General features: G+C 65.9%; 21 protein-coding genes and 2 pseudogenes. 12 read left to right on the top strand and 11 right to left on the bottom strand.

Going from position 1 to position 21,279, the window contains the following annotated elements; all coding sequences use genetic code 11:
- Window positions 1-124 precede the first annotated feature (124 nt).
- A complete protein-coding gene (gene speD / locus O0J73_RS05555) occupies window positions 125-919 on the bottom strand; it encodes an adenosylmethionine decarboxylase (protein WP_006473908.1) in 795 nt (264 codons plus the stop codon).
- Window positions 920-1,068: 149 nt separating this feature from the next.
- Here speD and crp point away from each other — a divergent pair, with 149 nt between their 5' ends.
- Both crp and O0J73_RS05545 read left to right on the top strand, forming a co-directional pair.
- Complete coding sequence (crp, locus tag O0J73_RS05550) at window positions 1,069-1,758, top strand: cAMP-activated global transcriptional regulator CRP (protein WP_010482649.1); 690 nt, start codon at window positions 1,069-1,071, stop codon at window positions 1,756-1,758.
- Window positions 1,759-1,820: 62 nt separating this feature from the next.
- On the top strand, window positions 1,821-2,582 hold the full coding sequence (locus tag O0J73_RS05545; protein WP_006473912.1) for a sulfite exporter TauE/SafE family protein: 762 nt from the start codon (window positions 1,821-1,823) through the stop codon (window positions 2,580-2,582).
- Between the two features lie 44 nt (window positions 2,583-2,626).
- Here O0J73_RS05545 and O0J73_RS05540 read toward each other — a convergent pair.
- The 5 genes and pseudogenes from O0J73_RS05540 to O0J73_RS05520 all read right to left on the bottom strand — a co-directional run.
- Window positions 2,627-3,295 (bottom strand): annotated as a pseudogene (locus O0J73_RS05540) (haloacid dehalogenase-like hydrolase); the annotation flags it as partial.
- A complete protein-coding gene (trpC, locus tag O0J73_RS05535; RefSeq protein ID WP_308308189.1) occupies window positions 3,292-4,086 on the bottom strand; it encodes an indole-3-glycerol phosphate synthase TrpC in 795 nt (264 codons plus the stop codon). The gene trpC and the pseudogene O0J73_RS05540, both read right to left, overlap by 4 nt.
- A 74-nt stretch (window positions 4,087-4,160) precedes the next feature.
- Window positions 4,161-5,192, bottom strand: coding sequence for an anthranilate phosphoribosyltransferase (trpD, locus tag O0J73_RS05530; protein ID WP_006474036.1), 1,032 nt, complete (start codon window positions 5,190-5,192; stop codon window positions 4,161-4,163).
- A gap of 16 nt (window positions 5,193-5,208) precedes the next feature.
- Complete coding sequence (locus tag O0J73_RS05525; RefSeq protein ID WP_006474038.1) at window positions 5,209-5,796, bottom strand: aminodeoxychorismate/anthranilate synthase component II; 588 nt, start codon at window positions 5,794-5,796, stop codon at window positions 5,209-5,211.
- A 2-nt stretch (window positions 5,797-5,798) separates the two neighbouring features.
- Window positions 5,799-6,569 carry an SIMPL domain-containing protein gene (locus O0J73_RS05520; protein WP_308308188.1) on the bottom strand — a complete coding sequence of 257 codons (771 nt, stop codon included), beginning with the start codon at window positions 6,567-6,569 and terminating at the stop codon, window positions 5,799-5,801.
- Between the two features lie 600 nt (window positions 6,570-7,169).
- Here O0J73_RS05520 and O0J73_RS05515 point away from each other — a divergent pair.
- On the top strand, window positions 7,170-8,297 hold the full coding sequence (locus O0J73_RS05515; RefSeq protein WP_308308187.1) for a PAAR domain-containing protein: 1,128 nt from the start codon (window positions 7,170-7,172) through the stop codon (window positions 8,295-8,297).
- Entirely contained in the window at window positions 8,282-8,791 is a 510-nt protein-coding gene (locus O0J73_RS05510; RefSeq protein ID WP_308308186.1) for a hypothetical protein, read from the top strand. The genes O0J73_RS05515 and O0J73_RS05510 overlap by 16 nt, the downstream gene beginning before the upstream one ends.
- 86 nt (window positions 8,792-8,877) lie before the next feature.
- Here the strand turns inward: O0J73_RS05510 and trpE are convergent, their stop codons facing one another.
- The 5 genes from trpE to O0J73_RS05485 form a co-directional block, all read right to left on the bottom strand.
- A complete protein-coding gene (gene trpE / locus O0J73_RS05505; RefSeq protein WP_006474076.1) occupies window positions 8,878-10,368 on the bottom strand; it encodes an anthranilate synthase component I in 1,491 nt (496 codons plus the stop codon).
- A gap of 197 nt (window positions 10,369-10,565) precedes the next feature.
- Window positions 10,566-11,519 (bottom strand): lipid kinase YegS, encoded by a 954-nt coding sequence (gene yegS, locus O0J73_RS05500; RefSeq protein WP_308308185.1) that lies wholly within the window; start codon window positions 11,517-11,519, stop codon window positions 10,566-10,568.
- 290 nt (window positions 11,520-11,809) lie between these two features.
- Window positions 11,810-12,292: a GNAT family N-acetyltransferase gene (locus O0J73_RS05495; RefSeq protein WP_308308190.1), complete on the bottom strand. Its 483-nt coding sequence runs from the start codon at window positions 12,290-12,292 to the stop codon at window positions 11,810-11,812.
- Between the two features lie 12 nt (window positions 12,293-12,304).
- Window positions 12,305-12,982, bottom strand: coding sequence for a ribulose-phosphate 3-epimerase (gene rpe / locus O0J73_RS05490; RefSeq protein ID WP_010482664.1), 678 nt, complete (start codon window positions 12,980-12,982; stop codon window positions 12,305-12,307).
- A 29-nt stretch (window positions 12,983-13,011) separates the two neighbouring features.
- Window positions 13,012-13,341: a DnaJ domain-containing protein gene (locus O0J73_RS05485; protein WP_005411327.1), complete on the bottom strand. Its 330-nt coding sequence runs from the start codon at window positions 13,339-13,341 to the stop codon at window positions 13,012-13,014.
- Window positions 13,342-13,485: 144 nt separating this feature from the next.
- On the opposite strand from O0J73_RS05485, the gene O0J73_RS05480 reads away from it, so the two are divergent.
- The 8 genes and pseudogenes from O0J73_RS05480 to O0J73_RS05445 all read left to right on the top strand — a co-directional run.
- On the top strand, window positions 13,486-14,412 hold the full coding sequence (locus tag O0J73_RS05480; protein WP_197564877.1) for a phosphoribosylaminoimidazolesuccinocarboxamide synthase: 927 nt from the start codon (window positions 13,486-13,488) through the stop codon (window positions 14,410-14,412).
- 144 nt (window positions 14,413-14,556) lie between these two features.
- Window positions 14,557-15,042 (top strand): Mpo1-like protein, encoded by a 486-nt coding sequence (locus O0J73_RS05475; RefSeq protein WP_049456234.1) that lies wholly within the window; start codon window positions 14,557-14,559, stop codon window positions 15,040-15,042.
- 333 nt (window positions 15,043-15,375) lie between these two features.
- Window positions 15,376-18,204, top strand: a complete 2,829-nt coding sequence (locus tag O0J73_RS05470) for a monovalent cation/H+ antiporter subunit A (protein ID WP_308308184.1) — start codon at window positions 15,376-15,378, stop codon at window positions 18,202-18,204.
- Window positions 18,204-18,596: a Na+/H+ antiporter subunit C gene (locus O0J73_RS05465; protein WP_308308183.1), complete on the top strand. Its 393-nt coding sequence runs from the start codon at window positions 18,204-18,206 to the stop codon at window positions 18,594-18,596. Before O0J73_RS05470 ends, O0J73_RS05465 begins: the two co-directional genes overlap by 1 nt.
- Window positions 18,593-20,128 carry a monovalent cation/H+ antiporter subunit D gene (locus O0J73_RS05460; RefSeq protein WP_006474205.1) on the top strand — a complete coding sequence of 512 codons (1,536 nt, stop codon included), beginning with the start codon at window positions 18,593-18,595 and terminating at the stop codon, window positions 20,126-20,128. The genes O0J73_RS05465 and O0J73_RS05460 overlap by 4 nt, the downstream gene beginning before the upstream one ends.
- The gene (locus O0J73_RS05455) at window positions 20,125-20,631 is read left to right on the top strand and encodes a Na+/H+ antiporter subunit E (RefSeq protein WP_006474206.1); all 507 of its coding nucleotides are present in this window, start codon (window positions 20,125-20,127) and stop codon (window positions 20,629-20,631) included. The genes O0J73_RS05460 and O0J73_RS05455 overlap by 4 nt, the downstream gene beginning before the upstream one ends.
- On the top strand, window positions 20,628-20,912 hold the full coding sequence (locus O0J73_RS05450; protein ID WP_006399171.1) for a K+/H+ antiporter subunit F: 285 nt from the start codon (window positions 20,628-20,630) through the stop codon (window positions 20,910-20,912). Before O0J73_RS05455 ends, O0J73_RS05450 begins: the two co-directional genes overlap by 4 nt.
- Window positions 20,909-21,253: pseudogene (locus tag O0J73_RS05445) on the top strand (Na+/H+ antiporter subunit G); the annotation flags it as partial. The gene O0J73_RS05450 and the pseudogene O0J73_RS05445, both read left to right, overlap by 4 nt.
- Window positions 21,254-21,279: the final 26 nt, after the last annotated feature.

The raw sequence follows: 21,279 nt of genomic DNA, 5'->3' as shown, positions 1-21,279 counted from the left end.
GTTTTCACACCGGGCCGTGGGTCGGTACATCACCGTGGAGCCATGACGCTTGCGCGGCACAGGGGCTCCACAGGGCGGGTCGTCCCGCCTGGGTGGCGATGCCTGCGGGCATCGCGCATGGGGCTTACTCGGACAGGTTGCGACCGTGGAACAGCTCTTCGATCTCGCGCTTGAGCAGCGCTTCGATCTTCATGCGTTCCTTGAACGACAGGTTCTTGGCCTTTTCCTCGAACAGGTACTGGTCCAGGTCGAAGTCCTTCAGGTGCATCTTGGTGTGGAAGATGTTTTCCTGGTAGACGTTGACGTCGAACATCTCGTAGCGCGACTTGATGTTCTTGGCCAGGAAGTTCTGGATCGAGTTGATCTTGTGGTCGATGTAGTGCTTCTTGCCCTTCACATCGCGGGTGAAGCCACGGACGCGGTAATCCATGATCACGATGTCCGACTCAAGGCTTTCGATCAGGTAGTTCAGGGCCTTCAGCGGGGAAATGACGCCACAGGTGGCCACGTCGATGTCCGCGCGGAACGTCGCGATACCTTCCTGCGGATGGGTTTCCGGGTAGGTATGGACGGTGATGTGGCTCTTGTCCATGTGCGCGACCACGGCGTCGGAGATCAGCTCCTTGCCGGCCTGCTTCTTGTCGATCACCGGCTCTTCGGAGATCAGGATGGTCACCGAGGCACCCTGCGGGTCGTAGTCCTGGCGGGCCACGTTCAGGATGTTGGCGCCGATGATCTCGGCGACATCGGTCAAGATTTGAGTCAGCCTGTCGGCGTTGTACTCTTCATCGATGTATTCAATGTAACGCTGACGCTCCTCTTCGGTGCGCGCGTAACACACGTCATAGATGTTGAAGCTCAGCGCCTTGGTGAGGTTGTTGAAACCCTGCAGCCTCAGGCGAGGCAACGGCTTGACCACGGCGGTCGATTCCTGTGTAAGAAGGGAAAGGGGGAATTATGGGGCAAACTGCCCCCGGGGGGAACGTGAAGACGCAAGAGTTCTGGCACACTGTTTGCCCTTAACAATTGCGCTGGTTAAGCTCCGCTATCGACCCCGTGAATCCGTTCATGCGCAGAGGGAGCGCCCCTATCGTGTCAACCGTGCGCCTAGCTAGCAGTCCACTGGCCCTGGATATCGCCACCATCGATCGTTTCCTGGCGCACAGCCACAGGCGGCGATATCCCACCCGTACCGACGTCTTCCGACCCGGTGACCCGGCGGGAACCCTGTATTACGTCATCAGCGGCTCGGTCTCGATCATGGCCGAGGAAGATGACGATCGCGAGCTTGTGCTGGGCTACTTCGGTGCCGGCGAGTTCGTGGGCGAGATGGGCCTGTTCGTCGAATCGGACCGCCGCGAGGTGATCCTGCGGACCCGTACCGCCTGTGAACTGGCCGAAATCAGCTACGAACGCCTGCACCAGCTGTTCCTCGGCCCGCTGTCGGCCGACGCCCCGCGCCTGCTGTATGCGCTGGGCCAGCAGATCTCCAAGCGCCTGCTCGACACCAGCCGCAAGGCCAGCCGCCTGGCGTTCCTGGACGTTACCGACCGGATCGTGCGCACCCTGCACGACCTGGCGCAGGAGCCGGAGGCGATGAGCCATCCGCAGGGCAGCCAGCTGCGCGTCTCGCGCCAGGAACTGGCGCGCCTGGTCGGCTGCTCGCGCGAGATGGCCGGCCGCGTGCTGAAGAAGCTGCAGACCGACGGCCTGCTGCATGCCCGCGGCAAGACCGTGGTGCTGTACGGCACCCGTTGACCGTTGAGCACCCGGTGGGTGCGGACCTTGGTCCGCACTCCTTTGCGCGCTAGGCTCGGTGCATGGAACTGAGCAGCGCATTCTGGTGGTTCATCCTCATCGGCCTCGGCGCACAGCTGGTCGACGGCGCACTGGGCATGGCGTTTGGGCTGGTGTCGTCGTCGGTGATGCTGGCCATGGGCATTCCGCCCGCGCAGGCCAGCGCCGCCATCCACACCGCTGAGGTCTTCACCACTGGCGCCTCCGGTGTGTCGCATCTGGTCGCCGGCAATGTCGATAAGCGCTTGTTCCTGCGCCTCGCCCTGCCCGGCGCGGTAGGCGGCGCAGTCGGTGCCTACGGGCTGACCCAGCTGCCCGGCGAGGTGATCCGCCCGCTCATCTATCTCTACCTGCTGGTGCTGGCCATCATCATCCTGGCCCGTGCCGCCGGCCGCCTGATGCCCAAGGGCGAGGTCAAGCGGGTACCCGTGCTGGGCTTCGTGGCTGGCTTCCTGGATGCCAGCGGCGGTGGCGGATGGGGACCGGTAGCCACCTCCACCCTGCTCGCCCGTGGCGGCCAGGCGCGCACCACCATCGGCACGGTGAACGCCGCCGAGTTCGTGGTCACCCTGACGGTTTCAGCAACGTTCCTGCTGTCGATGGGCCTGCATCACCTGCAGATCGTGGCCGGCCTGCTGATCGGCGGGATGATGGCTGCCCCGGTGGCCGCACTGCTGGTGAAGCGCCTGAAGGAGCGCTGGGTGCTGGTGGCCGTCGGCGTGCTGGTGCTGGGCATCAGCCTGTTCCAGATCGGCCACGCGCTGAGCGGGTACCTGGCGCGCTGAGCGCTCGCCGGGCATGGCCCTGCGATGCATGCACGGAGTTCGGTAGTGCCGGCCGGCAGCACGCGGCGGAAGAAGTCCACCTTGCCCGGCTTCGGGTTCACCACCACCGGCGCCTTGGCGGCCAGCAACAGCGGCAGGTCGGCAGTGCTGTCGGAATAGGCAATGTCGATATCGCCATAGCCGCGCTCGCGCAGCATGCGCATCTTCTCTTCGTTGTGGCAGTGCCGGGTCGGGCCGACCCCGCCCAGTCGCGGGCCGACCTCGGTGCCGATCACCGGCACGTCCTGGTGGGCGACAAAGGCCAGGATCGCGCGCGCCAGCTCGGGGGGCGCGCCGGTGGCGACCACGACGCGATCGCCCTTGGCGCGATGCGCCGCAAAGACGTCCAGCGCCTGCGGCAGCAGCTTGGCGCGCATCTGCGCCTCATTGCGCAGCACGTAGGCGTCAATCACCTTGTTGAAGTCGCGCGCGCGATGGAGGCCGAAGCTGCCGATCCATACATAGACCGAAATGCCGGCACGACGGGTCGGCAGCATCGCCACCATCGGCCCGGCGATCGGCGTGACCAGCAGCGCGGCCAGCATGCGCAGCGGATTGCGCTTGATCAGCGAGGCGAACAGGTGGGTGCCCGAATCGCCGTCGTAGAGGGTGTGGTCGAAGTCGAAGACCACCAGCGGCGCATCCCCGCGCGGCGTTGGATAGTGCGTTGTCATGCTGCGAAGAATAGCTGACGCAGGCCCTCGCCCGGCTCTTCCACGCGCATGAAGGCCTCGCCGACCAGGAACGCGTGGATGCCGGCGTCGCGCATCAGCGCCACCTCCTGCGGGCCGAGGATGCCGCTCTCGGTCACCAGCAGGCGGTCGCGCGGCACGGCGTTCTGCATGTCCAGCGTGGTCTGCAGCGAGACCTCGAAGGTGCGCAGGTTGCGGTTGTTGATGCCGATCATTGGCGCCGGCACCTGCAGCGCGCGCTCCAGTTCATCGATGTCGTGCACTTCCACCAGCACGTCCATGCCCAGCGACAGCGCCAGTTCGGACAGGGTGGCCAGCTGGGTATCGTCCAACGCGGCAACGATCAGCAGGATGCAGTCGGCGCCCAGCACGCGCGCCTCGTACACCTGGTAGGCGTCGATCACGAAGTCCTTGCGCAGCACCGGCAGCGTGCAGGCCTCGCGGGCCTGCTGCAGGTAGGCGTCGGCGCCCTGGAAGAAGTCCACGTCGGTCAGCACCGACAGGCAGCTGGCGCCACCAAACTCGTAACTGACGGCGATGTCGGCCGGGCGGAAGTCCGGACGGATCACGCCCTTGGACGGGCTGGCCTTCTTCACCTCGGCGATCACCGCCGGGTCGCCGTTGGCCACCGCGGCCTGCAGCGCGCGCACGAAGCCACGTACCGGCGGGGCGCTGGCCAGGGCGGCCTGCAGCTCCTCGAGCGGGCGCTGGGCGCGGCGCTGGGCCACTTCTTCGGCCTTGCGGGCCAGGATCGTCTGCAGGATGTCGCTCATCGTCGTCGGTTCAATGCGGGGGCGGTGAGGACGGCCATTATCGGCCATCGGGTGGGTCAGGCTGAACCGCGCGCTCAGGCAACCAGCGCGCGGGTGGTGTCAACGTACTGCTGCAGGCGCTGGCGGGCGCTGCCGTTGGCGATGGCGGCACGGGCGCGGGCCAGGCCGTCGCCGATGTCGCTGGCCACGCCGGCCACGTACAGGGCGGCACCGGCGTTCAGGGCAACAATGTCCAGCGCCGGGCCCGGGGTGTTGTCCAGCACCGCGCGCAGCATCGCGATGGACTGCTCCGGGCTGTCCACGCGCAGGTTGCGGCTGGCCGACATGGCAATGCCGAAGTCCTCCGGATGGATCTCGTACTCGCGCACCTTGCCATCGCGCAGCTCGCCCACCAGGGTGCCGGCACCCAGCGAGATCTCGTCCATGTTGTCGCGGCCCCAGACCACCATGGCGCGCTCGGTGCCCAGTTCGCGCAGCACGCGCGCCTGGATGCCGACCAGATCGGGGTGGAACACGCCCATCAGCACCGACGGTGCACTGGCCGGGTTGGTCAGCGGGCCGAGGATGTTGAAGATGGTGCGCACGCCCATCTCGCGGCGTACCGGCGCCACTACCTTCATCGACGGATGATGGATCGGCGCGAACATGAAGCCGATGCCGGTCTGTTCGATCGCAGCGGCCACCTGGGCCGGCTGCAGTTCGATGGCCGCGCCCAGCGCTTCCACCGCATCGGCGCTGCCGGATTTGGACGACACACTGCGGTTGCCGTGCTTGGCCACGCGCGCACCGGCGGCGGCGGCGACGAACATCGCGCAGGTGGAGATGTTGAAGGTGTGCGAGCCATCGCCACCGGTGCCGACGATATCGACCAGGTGGGTGGGATCGGCCACCGGCACCGCCAGCGCGAACTCGCGCATCACGGTGGCCGCTGCGGCGATCTCGTCGATGGTTTCCTTCTTCACCCGCAGGCCGGTGAGGATGGCGGCGGTCATCATCGGCGAGACGTCGCCGCGCATGATCTGCCGCATCAGGTCGACCATTTCGTCGAAGAAGATTTCGCGGTGCTCGATGGTGCGCTGCAGGGCTTCCTGGGGGGAGAAGCTCATGGGAATGCTCCTTGGATCAGGCCGCCGGGCGCTGCAGGAAATTGCGCAGCAGGGCGTGGCCGTGTTCGGTGAGGATGGATTCGGGATGGAACTGCACGCCTTCCACCGGGAACTGGCGGTGGCGCAGGCCCATGATCTCTTCGATCGAGCCGTCCTCGTTCTCGGTCCAGGCGGTCACTTCCAGGCAGTCCGGCAGGCGGTTCTTGTCCACCACCAGCGAGTGGTAGCGGGTGGCCTGGTAACGGTCCGGCAGGCCGGCGAACACGCCCTTGCCCTGGTGGCGGATGGGCGAAGTCTTGCCGTGCATGATGTTGCCGGCGCGGATGACCGTACCGCCGTAGACCTGGCCGATGCCCTGGTGGCCCAGGCAGACGCCGAGGATCGGCGTGGTCGGGCCCAGGCGCTCGATCAGTTCCAGCGACACGCCCGCTTCATTGGGTGTGCACGGGCCAGGCGAGATGACGATGCGCTCGGGTTTCTGCGCGGCAATCTCATCCACGCTCATCGCATCGTTGCGCACCACCTTCACCTCGGCGCCGAGCGTCTGCAGGTACTGCACGAGGTTGTAGGTGAAGCTGTCGTAGTTGTCGATCATCCACAACATGGTCAGGTTCCGTCGCTTATCAGGAAAATGGCGTACACGTTTTCGGTGTAGGTGATGGGGCCGGCTTCGATCGACTCGCGTATGTTCGAACCGGTGGCCTCGATGCTGTTCTGCGGCGCGGGCGGCGCGGGCGGCGCGAACGTGTCGTCGACGCGAGGCCAATTCCCCGCCTGCACGCCATAGGCAAAGTTCGGCGCCACATCGGAGATGCTGTACAGGCCGCGCAGCTTCGTGCCGTAAGCCTTGGCCAGGCCCTGCGCGGACTCGCGCGTCTGTGCCGCCGCCTCGCCCTTGAGTTCGCGTCGCAGCGCCACTTCGCCCGAATAGGTTGGAGCCACGCTGCTGACCTGCACGTTCTCATTGGCCTTCAGCGCACCCAGCACATCCTGCATCGCCTTCACGCTGGCGAAGCTGGCACGCAGCTGGCGCCCTACGCGGGTACCGATGAAGACCTGCCGGCTCTGCTCATAGCGCGTTGCAGGACCAATGCGCAGGTTATCCGCACGCACGCTGCCTTCCTCCGCCTTGTACTGCTTGAACAGCCCCAGCACGCGGGCGACGTTGTCCTGCACGCGGCGCCGCGCGGCATCGGCATCCATGTCGGTCTCTTCGATGTTCAGCTGCAGGCCGAACCGGTCCGGCATCACCACGCGGCGTGCCTCGCCCTTCACCAGCAGGTGCGGCTGCGAGGGAATGGTGTTGGCCTGCGCCCACGCAGACGGGGCCATCAGGGCCAGGGTGGACGACAACAACCATGCGCTAAGCAGCTTCATGCGGTGTTCCTTGTCGGCAGGTGAGGACGGCGGGAGGCTCGTTGCTGCGGGCAGTACGCACAGCCGGGCGAGGCGCCCACTCCGGGTGGCCGCAACGTCGCATAAGTCTGTGGGGGTACGCTTTGTGCAGCAATCAACCAGCTCCTGTTGGGGGAGCCGCCGTGCCGGGGAGCGTTCTATTGGATCTTGCCCGCCGATACGGCGGCAAGGTGCGGTCCGGGACCGCGACGACCTGCCGCTTCCTATTGGAAGCGCCACCACTTGGCTACGTTGTTCAGCAGGGTGCGGGTCATCGGACTACTCTGGGGGCGATTACCGGAGGCAGCGGCCTGGAAGCGCCGTTGCGGTGTATGGGTCCAAGCGTATCAGATCCCGAACGCCCCGGGGCGGGGAGATTTATCTGCCTGATCAGGGAGCAGAATCGGGGGCCACCTCGTGCATGACGCAATTGCCTTGGTGCGGAAAGGGCTCCGTCCTGGTTTTGCAGACTTCCACCTGGCCCTATGTGACCGCCCTTGCAGTTGCGCGCCAGTGCGATTGAGGCGGCTTTCCCGGCCGCTCATCCTCCTTCGCACTCTCCAGCAGCACAGGAGCGCCAGGATGGCGCGATTGTTCATCGTCGTGGGCGACAGACTCAGTAGTGGCGGCAGCGTTCTCACCGGCTCACCGTTCACCGATATCGAGGGACGGCCCATGGCCCGAGTAGGTGACCGCACGATCTGTGCGGCGCATGGGCCCGGCACGATCATTACCGGCGATGCCACGCTGATCGTGGATGGGAACGCCGCTGCCCGGCATGGCGACCGGACAAGTTGTGGATGCTGGCTGATTGCGGGGCGGCAGAACCTGGTTTTTGTGGATCAGGGAGTTGCATCGGCCCCCAGTGCCCAGGCACCACCCACGGCTACGACGCGCCAGGCAGGCGCCACTTCGAACATTCCGGCAGAGTCGCCGGATCGAAGATCCACGCTCAGATCAAGGCGAAGGGCTTCAGTATGCTGGGCCGAGGATCACGAGATTGAGGTAGCGACAAATGCACATGGACGCTACTACCTCGTGCATGACGAGAACGGGAACCCTCTGGACCTAAGCCTGCAAAGAAAGTTCGAAATCTCCGTACCACTGAAATCCACAGGCGATGTGCAAGTACTGGTTCGTATCAAGGCAACGGCTGTGCGAACTGGCTCAGGTGCTGGCGCAACAGTTTCGCAAGAGGACATGGACGCGGCCAAGTCGCGGTTGGAGGCAGGCATTCAGACACTGTGGAACAACAAATTCACTCTGGAGATATCCGATGCCCCGTGCGGCATCAGAACCTTCCCCATAGTATTCAAAGTCGAATGGGTTGCCAGAGGCCATCACTACGCAATGAATGTAAGTCCAAGCCAACTGCGTGAGCACGTCGTAAACATGAATATCAACGTGTGGAAGGAAACAACCACATGGACCTTTGCGCATGAGTATGCACATTGCTTCGGCGTAGCTGACGAGTATTCCTACGACCGGATGAACACGTGGACATTGAGATATTACCGCCCCGATGGAACATTGAGCCCAGATGCCCTACAGATTCCAGCAAACAAGGCAGATGACGATCCGGGCGCCACAATCAATTCAACCCAGAACAACACCAGCGTAGAGCTCAGGCATGCGTGGCAGATCGCTCTGGAAGTTCAAGAATTTCTAGCGCGCCACACGGGTAGGAGAATCGAATGCAGCGTCAGATAGCCTTTTGCATTGCAATGGGATTCAGCAGCCTACTCAACGCAGGAGATCGCTCCATGGATAGAAATCCTGACTTTGAAATGACTGCCAGCTGCAAGGGGCAGACTCCCTGCATCTTTGATGGCGACAGAATTGCCTTCGATATCAGCGTCAGGAACATCAAGGACACGCCCATCAATCTGCCATTGGAATTCATTCGCTACGGTGGCCCTTACATTGTTCTTCATGACAACCGGACGCAGCGCCAACTGACGCTTCCCTCGCACATGCTCGATGGCGCCCTTCTCTCCAACTTGACCGCAGTAGCACCAGGCCAGTCGGTGTCCGTATCCGGTTCCATCGATGCATCCTATCTGGATGCGTGGGGAGGTGAGGATGCAGATGTGACTGCCATGATAAAGCTCGCCGCACCTTTGCACGGATCCAAAGAGTTCCAGTCGATTGGAACAACAGCGCTTCGAATCATCGGAAGCAAGGCATTCACAGGTAAGGGGTGAATCGTACGGCCGTGCTGGGAGGCGACGGCCCGTCACATCAGCGGACATGCCCATGCCGACCGGGCACTCAACAGGGCGCCCGGCAACTACAACCCCTTGGCGGCCTGGGCGACGGCGCGGAACAGCGCGCGGCCCTTGTTCATCGTCTCGTCCCATTCCTTGTCCGGGTCCGAGTCGTAGACGATGCCGGCGCCGGCCTGCACGTACAGGCGGCCGTCCTTGATCACCGCGGTGCGGATCGCAATCGCGGTATCGGCATCGCCATGCCAGCCGATGTAGCCGATGCTGCCGGCGTAGACATTGCGCTTGATCGGTTCCAGCTCGCGGATCACTTCCAGCGCACGGATCTTCGGCGCACCGCTGACCGTACCGGCCGGGAAGGTGGCACGCAGCACATCGGCATAGCTCAGGCCCGGCTGCAGCTGCCCGGTCACTTCGCTGACGATGTGCATGACGTGGCTGTAACGCTCGATCACGAACTGCTCGCCCACCTCCACGGTGCCGGCCTTCGATACGCGACCGGCGTCGTTGCGGCCGAGGTCGATCAGCATCAGGTGCTCGGCGCGCTCCTTCGGGTCGGCCAGCAGCTCGGCCTCCAGCGCCAGGTCCTGCTCGACGGTCGCACCGCGCGGACGGGTACCGGCAATCGGACGCACGGTGACTTCGCCCACGCCGTCATCAGTATGTTGCAGGCGTACCAGGATTTCCGGCGAAGAACCGACCACCTGCAGGTCACCGACATCCAGGAAATACATGTACGGCGAAGGATTCAGCGCCCGCAGCGCACGGTACACATCCACCGGGCGCGCCTTGAACGGCACGCTCAAGCGCTGGCTGAGCACTACCTGGAAGATGTCACCGGCGCGGATGTATTCCTTGCTGCGCTGGACCGCATCGACGAAGCCTTCGCGGGTGAACCCCGAGACGAAATCGGATTCGTCCAGCACGTCGCTGTTGAGCGGCGCCGGATAGCCGGCACCCGGCGCGCGCAGCTTGGCGGTCAGTGCATCCAAACGGGCCTGGGCCTGCTCGAAGGCGCCGTCGACGCGCGGGTCGGCATGCACGATCAGGTACAGCCGGCCCTTGAGGTTGTCGAACACCGCCAGCTCGTTGGAATCGAGCAGCAGGATGTCCGGGGTACCCAGTTCATCGCGGCCGGCCGGCGGTGCCAGGCGCGGTTCGATGTAGCCGATGCACTCGAAGCCGAACCAGCCGACCAGGCCACCGGTGAAGCCCGGCAGGCCGTCCAGCTTGGGCACCGAGTGGGCGCTGCGCAGCGCCTCGACCTCGGCGAAGGGATCGGCCACTTCGCGGGTTTCCACCACCTGGCCGTCCTCGCGCACGGTCAGCGTGTGGCCGTGGAAGGCGTACACGCGGCGCGCCGGCAGGCCGATGATCGAGTAACGACCAAAGCGCTCGCCGCCTTCGACGGATTCAAACAGGTAGGTATTGGGGCCGTCGGCGAGCTTCAGATAGACCGAAAGCGGCGTGTCCAGGTCGGACAGCACTTCGCGGACAACGGGAATGTGGGTGTGGCCTTCAGCGGCCTGCAGCTGAAACTGAGCGTGCGAGTTCAAGACGACTTTCCTTCCGGGACACAGCGTTATGGGGGCGGACGACGGCAACGGGCCACCATCGCCACCAACGGCGTGCGGAAGAAAGGGTATGCGGGGTCGTCAGGCTGGACACCCCTTGACTGTATCGCAGCATGGGCGGGAGGGGAACCCTGTGAACCTGAATCACGGCGAGTCCGGGGCGGCCAGGGAGACCGGCGCTACGGCCCACCATTGATGCCGGAGACTCCAACCAGCAACGGGCAGCCGGCCGGCAGATGCATCCGCACCCTGCCCGGCACGCACGCGATGCGGAACTGGCGAGCCTGCACCGGTTCGCCATCCAGATTGAGCGTCAGCGCACGCTCGGATGCGATCTGCAGCCACGGCAGCCGCGCGCGCGTGGCCAGCTGTTCCAGCGCGGCCTGGGTGCCCGACTTCAGCATCTGGCCCAGCGTGGCGGTCACCTCGCCTTCCAGCTCCGGCAGCACCGTTACATCCAGCAGCCCATCGTCGATCAGTGCCTGCGGGCACAGCTGCTGGCCGCCACCGGCCTGGCGACCGTTGCCGATGCCCAGTGCGATGAAATCGCCTTCCCAGGCGAAATCGGGGCCCGACAGGCGCGCACTGATCGGCTCGATCCGCCCCAGTTTGGCAATGCCGGTGATCACGTAGGCCAGCCCACCCAGCATCTTCTTCAGGCCAGCATCGGTTTCCACGGTGACCTGCGTACCGAAGCCCCCGCTGGCGAGATTGGCGCACCACCAGGGCGTGCCATCAGCATCCACGCGCAGCAGGTCGATGGCGTGCGGCCGCGCCTGCCCGATCAGCGCGAAGGCGTCCTTCGGTTCGGTCGGAATGCCGGCCGAGGTAGCGAAATCGTTGGCCGTCCCCATCGGAATCAGCGCCAGCGAGGGCAGCGCATCGGCAGGTTCCTCGCGATGCGCCAGCGTTTCCGCCACCGCGCTGAGCGTGCCGTCGCCACCAGCGGCAACGATCACGTCCACGCCGTGGTCGATCGCTTCGGCCACGTAACGTTCGGCATCCCCCTCTTCCCAGGTCACCCGCACGTCCAGCTGCACGCCCTGTCCGCGCCAATGGCCGACGGCGTCGCGCAGCTCGTCGTTGCCCGCGGATTTTCCGTTGAGGATCAGGCGCCAGCGCGGGATGGTCATGCAGTGCTTCCGGTGCGGGGGTGGCACAGGCTAGCAATGCGCTGTTTGTCCGCAGTGAATGTCACGCAGATGTCATTCAGCTACCGGAGAATGGAAGGCCATAGCAGGGACGATGGATGGAGGCAGGATCAGCCTCCCACGCATGCAGCAGGGCCACGCCAGTGATTGGCGTGGTCTTTTTTTTGGAGTTCACAGGGAGTGCGAACCAAGGTTCGCACCCACCGGGTTGCGGTTCGTACCCACCCAACTGGGGTTCGCACCCACCCAACTGGGGTTTGCCCCCACGGGCCTCAACCGTTGGCGAAATCGTGCAGCGCCTGGCCCTGCAGCCGGTACACGGTCCACTCGTCCTGCGGCTTGGCGCCGGCAGCGGTATAGAACTCGATGGCCGGGGTATTCCAGTCCAGCACCGACCATTCGAAGCGACCGCAGCCTTCGGCCACGGCCTGGCGCGCGATGTACTTCAGCAGCGCCTTGCCCGCGCCTGCGCCGCGCTTTTCCTGGCTGACGTAGAGGTCTTCCAGGTAGATGCCCTTGCGGCCCAGCCAGGTGGAGTAGTTGTAGAAATACACCGCGTAGCCGATCGCTTCGCCGTCGGCTTCGCAGATCAGTGCGCGTGCCGTGGCGTCGGCACCGAACAGGCTCTCGGCAATGCCGATCTCGTCGGTCTGCACCGACTGCTCGGCCTTCTCGTAGATGGCCAGCTCGCGGATGAAATGCAGGATCAGGCCGGCATCGGCGACGGTGGCCGGGCGGATGTTCAACACGGCCACCGTACTCATGGCTCAGCCCCGTGCCGCAGCGACGTTGGCGCGCATCTGCGCGATCACGTCCTGGTAGCTGGTCTTGGCGTTGAAGATGGCCGAACCGGCGACGAAGGTGTCGGCACCGGCCGCAGCGATCTCGCCGATGTTGTCGGCCTTCACGCCGCCGTCGATCTCCAGGCGGATGTCCTTGCCGCTGGCATCGATCATCTTGCGCACCACGCGCAGCTTGTCCAGCGCCGAGGGAATGAAGGCCTGGCCGCCGAAGCCCGGGTTGACCGACATCAGCAGCACCAGATCCAGGTCGTCCAGTACCCAGTCGAGGATGTCCACCGGGGTGGCCGGATTGAGCACGATGCCCGGCTTGCAGCCCAGCGAGCGGATCAGCTGGATGGTGCGGTGCACGTGGCGGCTCGCTTCCGGGTGGAAGCTGATGTAGGTGGCACCGGCTTCGGCGAAGTCCGGGATGATGCGGTCCACCGGCTCGACCATCAGGTGCACGTCGATCGGCGCGGTCACGCCGTGCTTGCGCAGGGCCTGGCAGACCATCGGGCCGATGGTCAGGTTCGGCACGTAGTGGTTGTCCATCACGTCGAAGTGGACCCAGTCCGCGCCGGCGGCGAGGACGTTGTCGACTTCCTCGCCGAGGCGGGCGAAGTTGGCGGACAGGATGGACGGGGCGATGAGGCAGTTGGACATGGCCGGGCCTTGCAACGAGGGGAAAAGGGTCAGCGCTTGCGCAGGGTCTTGATGCGGTCGTAGGCGGCATTGATCCGCCGCGACTTCTGCTCGGCCTGCTGCTGCAGCTCGGGGGCGGCGCCGCCAAGCTTGTCGGGGTGGTACTGGGAGATCAGCTTGCGATAGGCGCGCTCGACCTCGGCATCGGTGGCCTCCGAGGTCAGCCCCAGCTCCCGGTACGGGTTCTCCTTGTTCAGGCGGAACCAGTCCGAGTCGAAGGCATGGCCGATTAACAGGCCGACCACCGCGCCGAACAGCGGATTGGGCCGGAACAGCAGGGCGCCGGCGATGAATCCGAGCAGTTTTCCGTACCAGCGCATGGCGCTCCGGGGTCGACCGACGAAATGGACGCTCATTTTACGTCACAGCGGGCCCGGACCGCTTTACACTAGGCCGCCCGCTGGTCAGCGGGCCCGCCGGGTCCGTTGGGCAGCAGCCGTATCGACAACGCCCCAGGAGTGCCCGTGCCAACCACGCTGTTGCAATCCGATCTCCCCGGCCTGCCCTTGCGCCATCGCGGCAAGGTGCGTGATGTGTTCGATATCCCGCGCGAGCGGCTGCCAGCCGGAACCCCGCCGGGCGAGTACCTGCTGATGGTCGCCACCGATCGCCTGTCGGCGTTCGACGTGGTGCTGCCCGACCCGATCCCGGGCAAGGGCGAGATGCTCTGCCAGGTCTCCAACTTCTGGTTCGCCAAGACCGCGCACCTGATGCCCAACCACCTGACCGGCATCGACGTGGCCAGCGTGCTGCCCGAAGGCGTGGACCCAGCCCTGTACGCCAAGCGTGCGGTGGTCACCCGCAAGCTGAAGCCGGTACCGGTGGAAGCGATCGCCCGCGGCTACCTGATCGGCAGCGGCTGGAAGGACTACCAGCGCACCGGCAAGGTCAGCGGCATCGACCTTCCCGATGGCCTGCGCCAGGCCGAGCAGCTGCCGGAGCCGATCTTCACCCCCTCGACCAAGGCCGCCGTCGGCGACCATGACGAGAACATCGATTTCGATGCGATGGTCAAGCAGGTGGGTGCGGACCTGGCCGAGCGCGTGCGTGATGCCACCCTGCGCATCTACAAGTTCGCCGCCGATTACGCCCGCGAGCGCGGCATCATCCTGGCCGACACCAAGTTCGAGTTCGGCACCGATGCCGATGGCCGCCTGTACATCATGGATGAGATGCTGACCCCGGATTCCTCGCGTTACTGGCCGGCCGACGAGTACGAAGTGGGCACCAGCCCGCCGAGCTACGACAAGCAGTTCGTGCGTGATTACCTGGAGACGCTGGACTGGGGCAAGACCGCTCCGGGCCCGAGCATCCCGGCCGACATCATCGAGCGCACCCGCGCCAAGTACGCCGAGGCGCTGCAGCGCCTGGCCGGGATCAGCGTCGACTGATCCCCCTGCGCCCCCCGCCGGAAGGTCCGGGGGCGTTCTGAATGGGGTAGTGCCGGCCGCTGGCCGGCAACCTCGCGAACTCGGCTATGCTCTGGATTGCCGGCCAGCGGCCGGCACTAACGTTGTCCGAGGAAGCAACGCAGCATGCAGACCACCACCCAGCTTGCGCGGCCGATCGACCGCTACTTCGCCAGCTACTCCGACGACCACCGCAATGTGATCAACCAGCGCATCCATGTGGTGGCGGTGCCGGCCATCCTCTGGTCGGTGGTGGCCCTGCTGTGGTGCCTGCCGCCACTGATTACCTGGTTCCAGTACGGCATCTGGTCGGCGTTCGCGATGTTCAGCGCCTGGTGCTTCTACAACAAGCTGTCGCGCCCGCTGGGCATCGGCATGCTCATCCAGTTCTTCGTGTTCGGCTGCCTGTGCCGCCTGCTGGAGGCCGAAATCGGCCTGCACAACCTGTTCTGGCTGGCCGTGGGCGTGTTCGTGGTGGCGTGGGTCGCACAGTTCATCGGCCACAAGTTCGAGGGCCGCAAGCCCAGCTTCCTGACCGACCTGACCTACCTGCTGATCGGCCCGGCCTGGGTGATGGCCAAGGCTTACCGCAAGCTCGACTGGCGCTACTGAAGTGCCGGCGGCCGACAGCGGCCGTCGTTTCCTGAACGGGCGGGGTCCATCACCCGCACTCGACGGCGGCCCTGCCAGCCTGCGCCGGTGAACCGCTCCCCACGTCCCGCCCGTCGACGCCAGCCCCTGTGCGACAGGGGCTGCGGTCTCCCTGCGCGGGCGTAGGGTGTCCCCCGAGGGCAACCGGGGAGGTGATGCAGGAACGTGATGCTGCGCCGCAAAAAAGATGAATCAGCGGACGTTACATGCAATTGATCGCTGTTCGATGGGTTTCGGCGACATTTCGCAGCCTGTTATCCTCCCTGACCTGCTCGTGAATCATGGATTCCCTGCATGCTCCCCAGCCTGCCCCTGCTGCTGGCCCTGCCCTTCCTGATGGCAGCGGCCGTTGCGGCCTTCCCCCGTAGTTCGCGCTCGACTGCTGCCTGGCTGGCGGCGCTGGCGCCGTTGGGTGGGCTGGCCATCCTCGGCTGGCTGACCCCGTCCGTACTCGATGGCCAGGTGGTGCGCACGATGGTGCCCTGGCTGCCGCAGATCGGCCTGGACTTCACCCTGCGCCTGGACGGGCTGGCCTGGATGTTCGCCGGGCTGGTGCTGGGCATCGGCGCGCTGGTGGTGCTGTATGCGCGCTACTACCTGAGCCAGCAGGACAGCGCGCACCGCTTCTACTGCTACCTGCTGCTGTTCATGGGCGCCATGCTGGGCATGGTGCTGTCGGGCAACCTGCTGTTGCTGATGATCTTCTGGGAAATGACCAGCATCAGCTCGTTCCTGCTGATCGGTTTCTGGTCGCACCGCCAGGACGCCCGCGAGGGCGCGCGCATGGCGCTGGTGATCACCGGCGGCGGTGGCCTGGCCCTGCTCGGTGGCGTGCTGCTGATCGGCCGCATCGTCGGCAGCTTCGACCTGGATGTGGTGCTGGCCGCCGGCGAGCAGATCCGCGCCAGTGCGCTGTACCCGTACGCGCTGTTCCTGGTACTGGCCGGCATCTTCACCAAGAGTGCGCAGTTCCCGTTCCACTTCTGGCTGCCGCACGCGATGGCGGCACCGACCCCGGTCTCGGCCTACCTGCATTCGGCCACCATGGTGAAGGCCGGCGTGTTCCTGCTGGCGCGCCTGCACCCGGCGCTGGCCGGCAGCGACCTGTTCTTCTACACGGTCAGCGGCATCGGCGCGCTGACCCTGCTGATCGGCGCCTGGAACGCGATCTTCCAGCACGACCTGAAGGGCCTGCTGGCCTATTCGACGATCTCGCACCTGGGCCTGATCACCCTGCTGTTCGGCCTGTCCACGCCGATGGCGGTGGTGGCCGGCGTGTTCCACATCCTCAACCACGCCACCTTCAAGGCCTCGCTGTTCATGGCCGCCGGCATCATCGACCACGAGACCGGCACCCGTGACATGCGCAAGCTGGGCGGGCTGCGCAGGCTGATGCCGTTCACCAGTGCGCTGGCGATCATCGCCTCGCTGGCGATGGCCGGCATTCCGCTGCTCAACGGCTTCCTGTCCAAGGAAATGCTGTTCGCCGAAGCGATCACCGCGGGCGGCCCGGGCATCATGCGTACGGCGGTGTCGATCGCCGCGCTGCTGGCCGGCGTGTTCGGCGTGGCCTACAGCCTGCGCTTCGTGCACGACACCTTCTTCGGCCCCGGCCCGCACGACCTGGACCGCGTGCCGCACGAGCCGCCGCGCTGGATGAAGGTGCCGGTGGAGTTGCTGGTGGTGATCTGCATCGCGGTGGGCGTGGCCCCGGCGCTGACCGTGGCACCGGTGCTGCATGCCGCCGCCGCGTCGATCCTCGGCCCGGCCATGCCCGAGTACAGCCTGGCCGTGTGGCACGGCTTCAACCTGCCGCTGGCGATGAGCGCGATCGGCGTGGTCGGTGGCGTGGCGCTGTACTTCGGGCTGCGCAAGCTGATCAACCTGCACGGCGTGACCAACGTCAGCACCGGTCGCAACGTGTTCCATGCCCAGCTGGATGCGGTGTCCGCGCTGGCCATGCGCCTGACCAATGGCATCGCCAACGGCAGCCTGCAGCGCATGCTGCTGGGCCTGGTGCTGGTGGCGATCGTGGTTGCTGCGGCGCCGTTCGTGGCCAATCCGGCCTCGCCGAACTGGACCGCACCGCAGCCGATCCCGCTGCTGGGCTGGGCGCTGTGGCTGGTGATGATGGCCTGTGCAGTGGCCACCCTGCGCGTCTACAAGCAGCGCCTGCTGGCGGTGCTGCTGGTCGGCGGCGTCGGCCTGATGGTGGCGCTGACCTTCGTGTTCCTGTCCGCGCCCGACCTGGCCCTGACCCAGCTGCTGGTGGAGATGGTCACCCTGGTGCTGATGCTGCTGGGCATGAACTACCTGCCTGCGCAATCCGGGCCGGAGCGGCCGCGCTGGCGCAAGCGCCGCGATGCGGTGATCGCGATCCTCGCCGGTGCCGGCCTCGGCGCGCTGGCCTATTCGGCGATGACCCTGCCGCCCAACACCATGGCCGGCGAACTGCTGGGCCGGGCGCTGCCCGAGGCGTATGGGCAGAACGTGGTCAACGTGATCCTGGTCGACTTCCGCGGCTTCGATACCTTCGGCGAGATCACCGTGTTCGGCATCGCCGCGCTGGTGGTGCATGCGCTGCTGCGGCGTACGCGGATGGCACCGGAGCAGATCATGCCCGGCCCGCCGATCAAGCTGCCGGTGCCGGCCGACCTGGCGCAGATCATGTTCCCGCTGACCCTGACCGTGTCGATCTTCCTGTTCCTGCGCGGCCACAACGCGCCGGGCGGTGGCTTCATTGCCGGCCTGGTGCTGGCGGTGCCGCTGCTGATCCAGTACGTGATCCAGGGCACCGCGTCGGTGGAATCGCGCTTCGGCTTCGACTACATCCGCTGCATCGGCATGGGCCTGCTGATCGCCCTGCTCAGCGGCAGCGCCTCGATGCTGTTCGGCGTACCGTTCCTGACCAGCGGCCACCTCGACCTGCACCTGCCGCTGATCGGCGAGGTGCCGTTGGCCAGCGCGATTGGTTTTGACATCGGCGTCTATCTGGTGGTGTTCGGCGGCGCCATGCTGATGCTGTCGATGATGGGCACGATCAAGCCGTCGCGCACCCGCACCGCCCGCAAGGGTGAGATCGACCTGCAACGCCGTTCGGCACGCACCGGGGAGATGCACTGATGGAACTGGCCCTGGCTACCGCGATCGGCGTGCTGACCGCCATCGGCATCTACCTGCTGCTGCGTGCGCGCAGCTTCGATGTGATCCTCGGCCTGACCTTCCTGTCCTACGCGACCAACCTGCTGATCTTCGCCGGTGGCCGCGTGGTGCTGGGCAAGGCGCCGGTGCTGCAGGAGGGCGTGGACAGCCACCTCGGCAACTACACCGACCCGCTGCCGCAGGCGCTGGTGCTCACTGCCATCGTCATCGCGTTTGCGATGACCGCGGTGAGCATCGTGCTGGCCATGCGCAGCCGCAGCGACAACCACAGCGACCACGTGGACGCCCACGAGCCGGATGATGACCTGCAGGATGAGGGCATTTCGCCGCGCCAGGGCGAGGACCGCGCATGAACCATCTGGTGATCCTGCCGATCCTGATTCCGCTGTTGGGTGCTGCGCTGTCGCTGTTCGTCGAACACCGCCGCTACGGCCCCAGGGTGCAGCGCGCGGTGGCCTGGACCTCGCTGTCGGCGCTGGCGCTGGCGGTGGGCCTGCTGTTCGCCACCACCACCAGCGGTGAGATCAACGTCTACCTGCTGGGCGACTGGCCGTCGCGGCTGGGCATCGCGCTGGTGGCCGACCGGCTGTCGGCGTGGATGCTGCTGACCACCCTGCTGCTGGCCATTCCCTGCCTGCTGCATGCCTGTTCGGGCTGGGACCGCCGCGCGCCGCACTTCCATGCGCTGTTCCAGTTCCAGCTGGTCGGCCTCAACGGCGCGTTCCTTACCGGCGACATCTTCAACCTGTTCGTGTTCTTCGAGGTGATGCTGATCGCCTCCTATGGCCTGCTGCTCAGCGGCGGCCGCGGCCTGCGCATGCGCATCGGCCTGCACTACGTGGTGTTCAACGTCACCGCCTCGACCCTGTTCCTGATCGCGCTGGGCCTGCTGTATGCCTCGCTGGGCTCGTTGAACATGGCCGAGCTGTCGCAGCGCATCGCCGAAGTGCCGCCGGCACAGCTGACCCTGGTCAAGGCAACGATGGGCCTGTTGCTGCTGGTGTTCTGCGCCAAGGCGGCGCTGATGCCGCTCTACCTGTGGCTGCCGGAGGCCTATTCGCGTGCCCCGGCGGCAGTGGCCGCGCTGTTCGCGATCATGACCAAGGTCGGCCTGTACGCGGTGCTGCGCATCCAGATGCTGTGGTTCGGCGACGACGCCGGTGCGATGGCCGGCTACGGCCGCGACTGGCTGCTGTGGGCCGGCGTGGCGACGCTGGTGCTCGGTGGCCTCGGTGCATTGGCCGCGACCCGCCTGCGCGTGCTGATCTCGTATCTGGTGATCGTCTCGGCGGCCACGCTGTTCATCGCCTTCGCCGTGGGTACGCCGCAGGTGCTCTCCGCTGGCCTGTACTACCTGCCGCACAGCAGCTTCGTGGCCGCGGCGCTGTTCCTGATTGCCGACCTGATCCGCCGCCGCCGCGGCGGCGCCAGCGACCGCAAGGAAGTGGTCGCGCCGATGCCGGGCAAGGAAACGCCGGCGGTGCTGTTCCTGATCGGCGCGGTGTCGGTGGCCGGCCTGCCGCCCCTGTCCGGCTTCCTGGCCAAGGCCGCGCTGCTGGCCGGCATGCCGCCGCAGTACACCGGCCCGGTGTGGACCGCGGTGCTGGTCAGCAGCCTGCTGGTGATCATGGGCCTGACCCGCGGCGGCATCCGCCTGTTCTGGCGCGTGCCGCCGGTCGACCCGCAGGCGCCGCCGCCACGCAAGGCACGGCTGCGCCGGGTCGAGCTGTACGCCGCCTGCATCCTGCTGGCCTACGGCATCGGCATGACCCTGGCCGCCGCACCGCTGATGCGCTACACCGACGCCACTGCCGCACAGCTGCTGCACCCCAGCGAGTACGTGCAGCAGCTGCGTGCGACCACGCCGGAGATCCGCCAGCCATGACCGCCCAGCGCTCCCTGTTCCGCCGCATCATTCCCTCGCCGGTGCTCAGCATCATGGTGGTGGCGTTCTGGCTGCTGATGTCCGACAGCTTCACCCTCGGCCAGATCGTGCTGGGGCTGGTGCTGGGCGTGGTGGTGCCCCTGTTCGCCGCACGCCTGGACCGCGAGTTCGCCCGCATCGGCACGTTGCGGCCGCTGCCGAAACTGCTGTGCGTGACCCTGTGGGACATCCTGATGTCCAACATCCGCGTGGCCATCCAGGTGCTGGGCCCGGAGAAGAACATCCACCCGGGCTTCATCTGGCTGCCGCTGGACATCGCCAACATCCACGGGATCGCCGCACTGACCAGCATGATCACGCTGACCCCGGGCACGGTCTCGGCCGTGCTCAGCGACGACCGCAGGTTCCTGATGGTGCATGTGCTGCACCTGGAGGACCCGCAGGACCTGATCGATACGATCAAGCGACGTTACGAAGCCCCGTTGATGGAGATCTTCCCATGACTGGATTCCAGATCATCCAGACCACGCTGGTGGTGTGCATGCACGTGGTCGGCCTGGCCATGCTGCTGGCTACCTGGCGCCTGCTGCGCGGCCCGACCGTGCCCGACCGCATCCTGGCGCTGGACACGCTGTCGGTGACCGCCATCGCCGAGCTGATGCTGTTCGGCATGTACCTGAACTCCGCGATCTACTTCGAAGCCGCACTGGTCATCGCCATGCTCGGTTTCGGCAGCACCGTGGTGCTGAGCAAGTTCGTGCTGCGCCGGGACATCGTCGAATGATCACCGCGATCCAGATCGGCCTGTCGATCCTGCTGCTGTTCGGCTGCTTCTTCATCCTGGTCGGGGCATTGGGCCTGGTGAAGCTGTCCACGTTCTTCAAGCGCCTGCACGCTCCCACCAAGGCCAGCACGCTGGGCGTGGGCTGCGTGCTGGTGTGTTCGGTGTGCTACCACATCTTCCTCGGCCAGGACCCGCAGCCGCGTGAGCTGCTGATCACCGTGTTCCTGTTCATCACCGCGCCGATCAGCGCACACATGATGGCCAAGGCCGCGCTGTCGCTGCTGATGGAGAAGCGTCCCAGCCTGCCGGGCAACGAACCGGCCGCCGAGGAACAGCTGCCGCCGCCGGAACCGGGGCGGGAAGAAGA

This window comes from Stenotrophomonas sp. Sm6012 (assembly GCF_030985895.1).
Lineage (GTDB): Bacteria > Pseudomonadota > Gammaproteobacteria > Xanthomonadales > Xanthomonadaceae > Stenotrophomonas > Stenotrophomonas forensis.
Note: the sequence above shows the minus strand (reverse complement) of the source record. Positions and strands in the feature narration are given on the sequence as shown.

Coding starts and splice junctions, on each gene's coding strand:
- O0J73_RS05455 (WP_006474206.1), top strand. CDS start 20,125: ATGACCGCCCAGCGCTCCCTGTTCCGCCGCATCATTCCCTCGCCGGTG.
- O0J73_RS05475 (WP_049456234.1), top strand. CDS start 14,557: ATGCAGACCACCACCCAGCTTGCGCGGCCGATCGACCGCTACTTCGCC.
- O0J73_RS05520 (WP_308308188.1), bottom strand. CDS start 6,569: ATGAAGCTGCTTAGCGCATGGTTGTTGTCGTCCACCCTGGCCCTGATG.
- O0J73_RS05465 (WP_308308183.1), top strand. CDS start 18,204: ATGGAACTGGCCCTGGCTACCGCGATCGGCGTGCTGACCGCCATCGGC.
- O0J73_RS05525 (WP_006474038.1), bottom strand. CDS start 5,796: ATGTTGTGGATGATCGACAACTACGACAGCTTCACCTACAACCTCGTG.
- O0J73_RS05450 (WP_006399171.1), top strand. CDS start 20,628: ATGACTGGATTCCAGATCATCCAGACCACGCTGGTGGTGTGCATGCAC.
- trpC (WP_308308189.1), bottom strand. CDS start 4,086: ATGAGCGACATCCTGCAGACGATCCTGGCCCGCAAGGCCGAAGAAGTG.
- O0J73_RS05485 (WP_005411327.1), bottom strand. CDS start 13,341: ATGCGCTGGTACGGAAAACTGCTCGGATTCATCGCCGGCGCCCTGCTG.
- rpe (WP_010482664.1), bottom strand. CDS start 12,982: ATGTCCAACTGCCTCATCGCCCCGTCCATCCTGTCCGCCAACTTCGCC.
- O0J73_RS05545 (WP_006473912.1), top strand. CDS start 1,821: ATGGAACTGAGCAGCGCATTCTGGTGGTTCATCCTCATCGGCCTCGGC.
- trpD (WP_006474036.1), bottom strand. CDS start 5,192: ATGAGCTTCTCCCCCCAGGAAGCCCTGCAGCGCACCATCGAGCACCGC.
- yegS (WP_308308185.1), bottom strand. CDS start 11,519: ATGACCATCCCGCGCTGGCGCCTGATCCTCAACGGAAAATCCGCGGGC.
- O0J73_RS05515 (WP_308308187.1), top strand. CDS start 7,170: ATGGCGCGATTGTTCATCGTCGTGGGCGACAGACTCAGTAGTGGCGGC.
- crp (WP_010482649.1), top strand. CDS start 1,069: ATGCGCAGAGGGAGCGCCCCTATCGTGTCAACCGTGCGCCTAGCTAGC.
- O0J73_RS05460 (WP_006474205.1), top strand. CDS start 18,593: ATGAACCATCTGGTGATCCTGCCGATCCTGATTCCGCTGTTGGGTGCT.
- O0J73_RS05470 (WP_308308184.1), top strand. CDS start 15,376: ATGCTCCCCAGCCTGCCCCTGCTGCTGGCCCTGCCCTTCCTGATGGCA.
- O0J73_RS05510 (WP_308308186.1), top strand. CDS start 8,282: ATGCAGCGTCAGATAGCCTTTTGCATTGCAATGGGATTCAGCAGCCTA.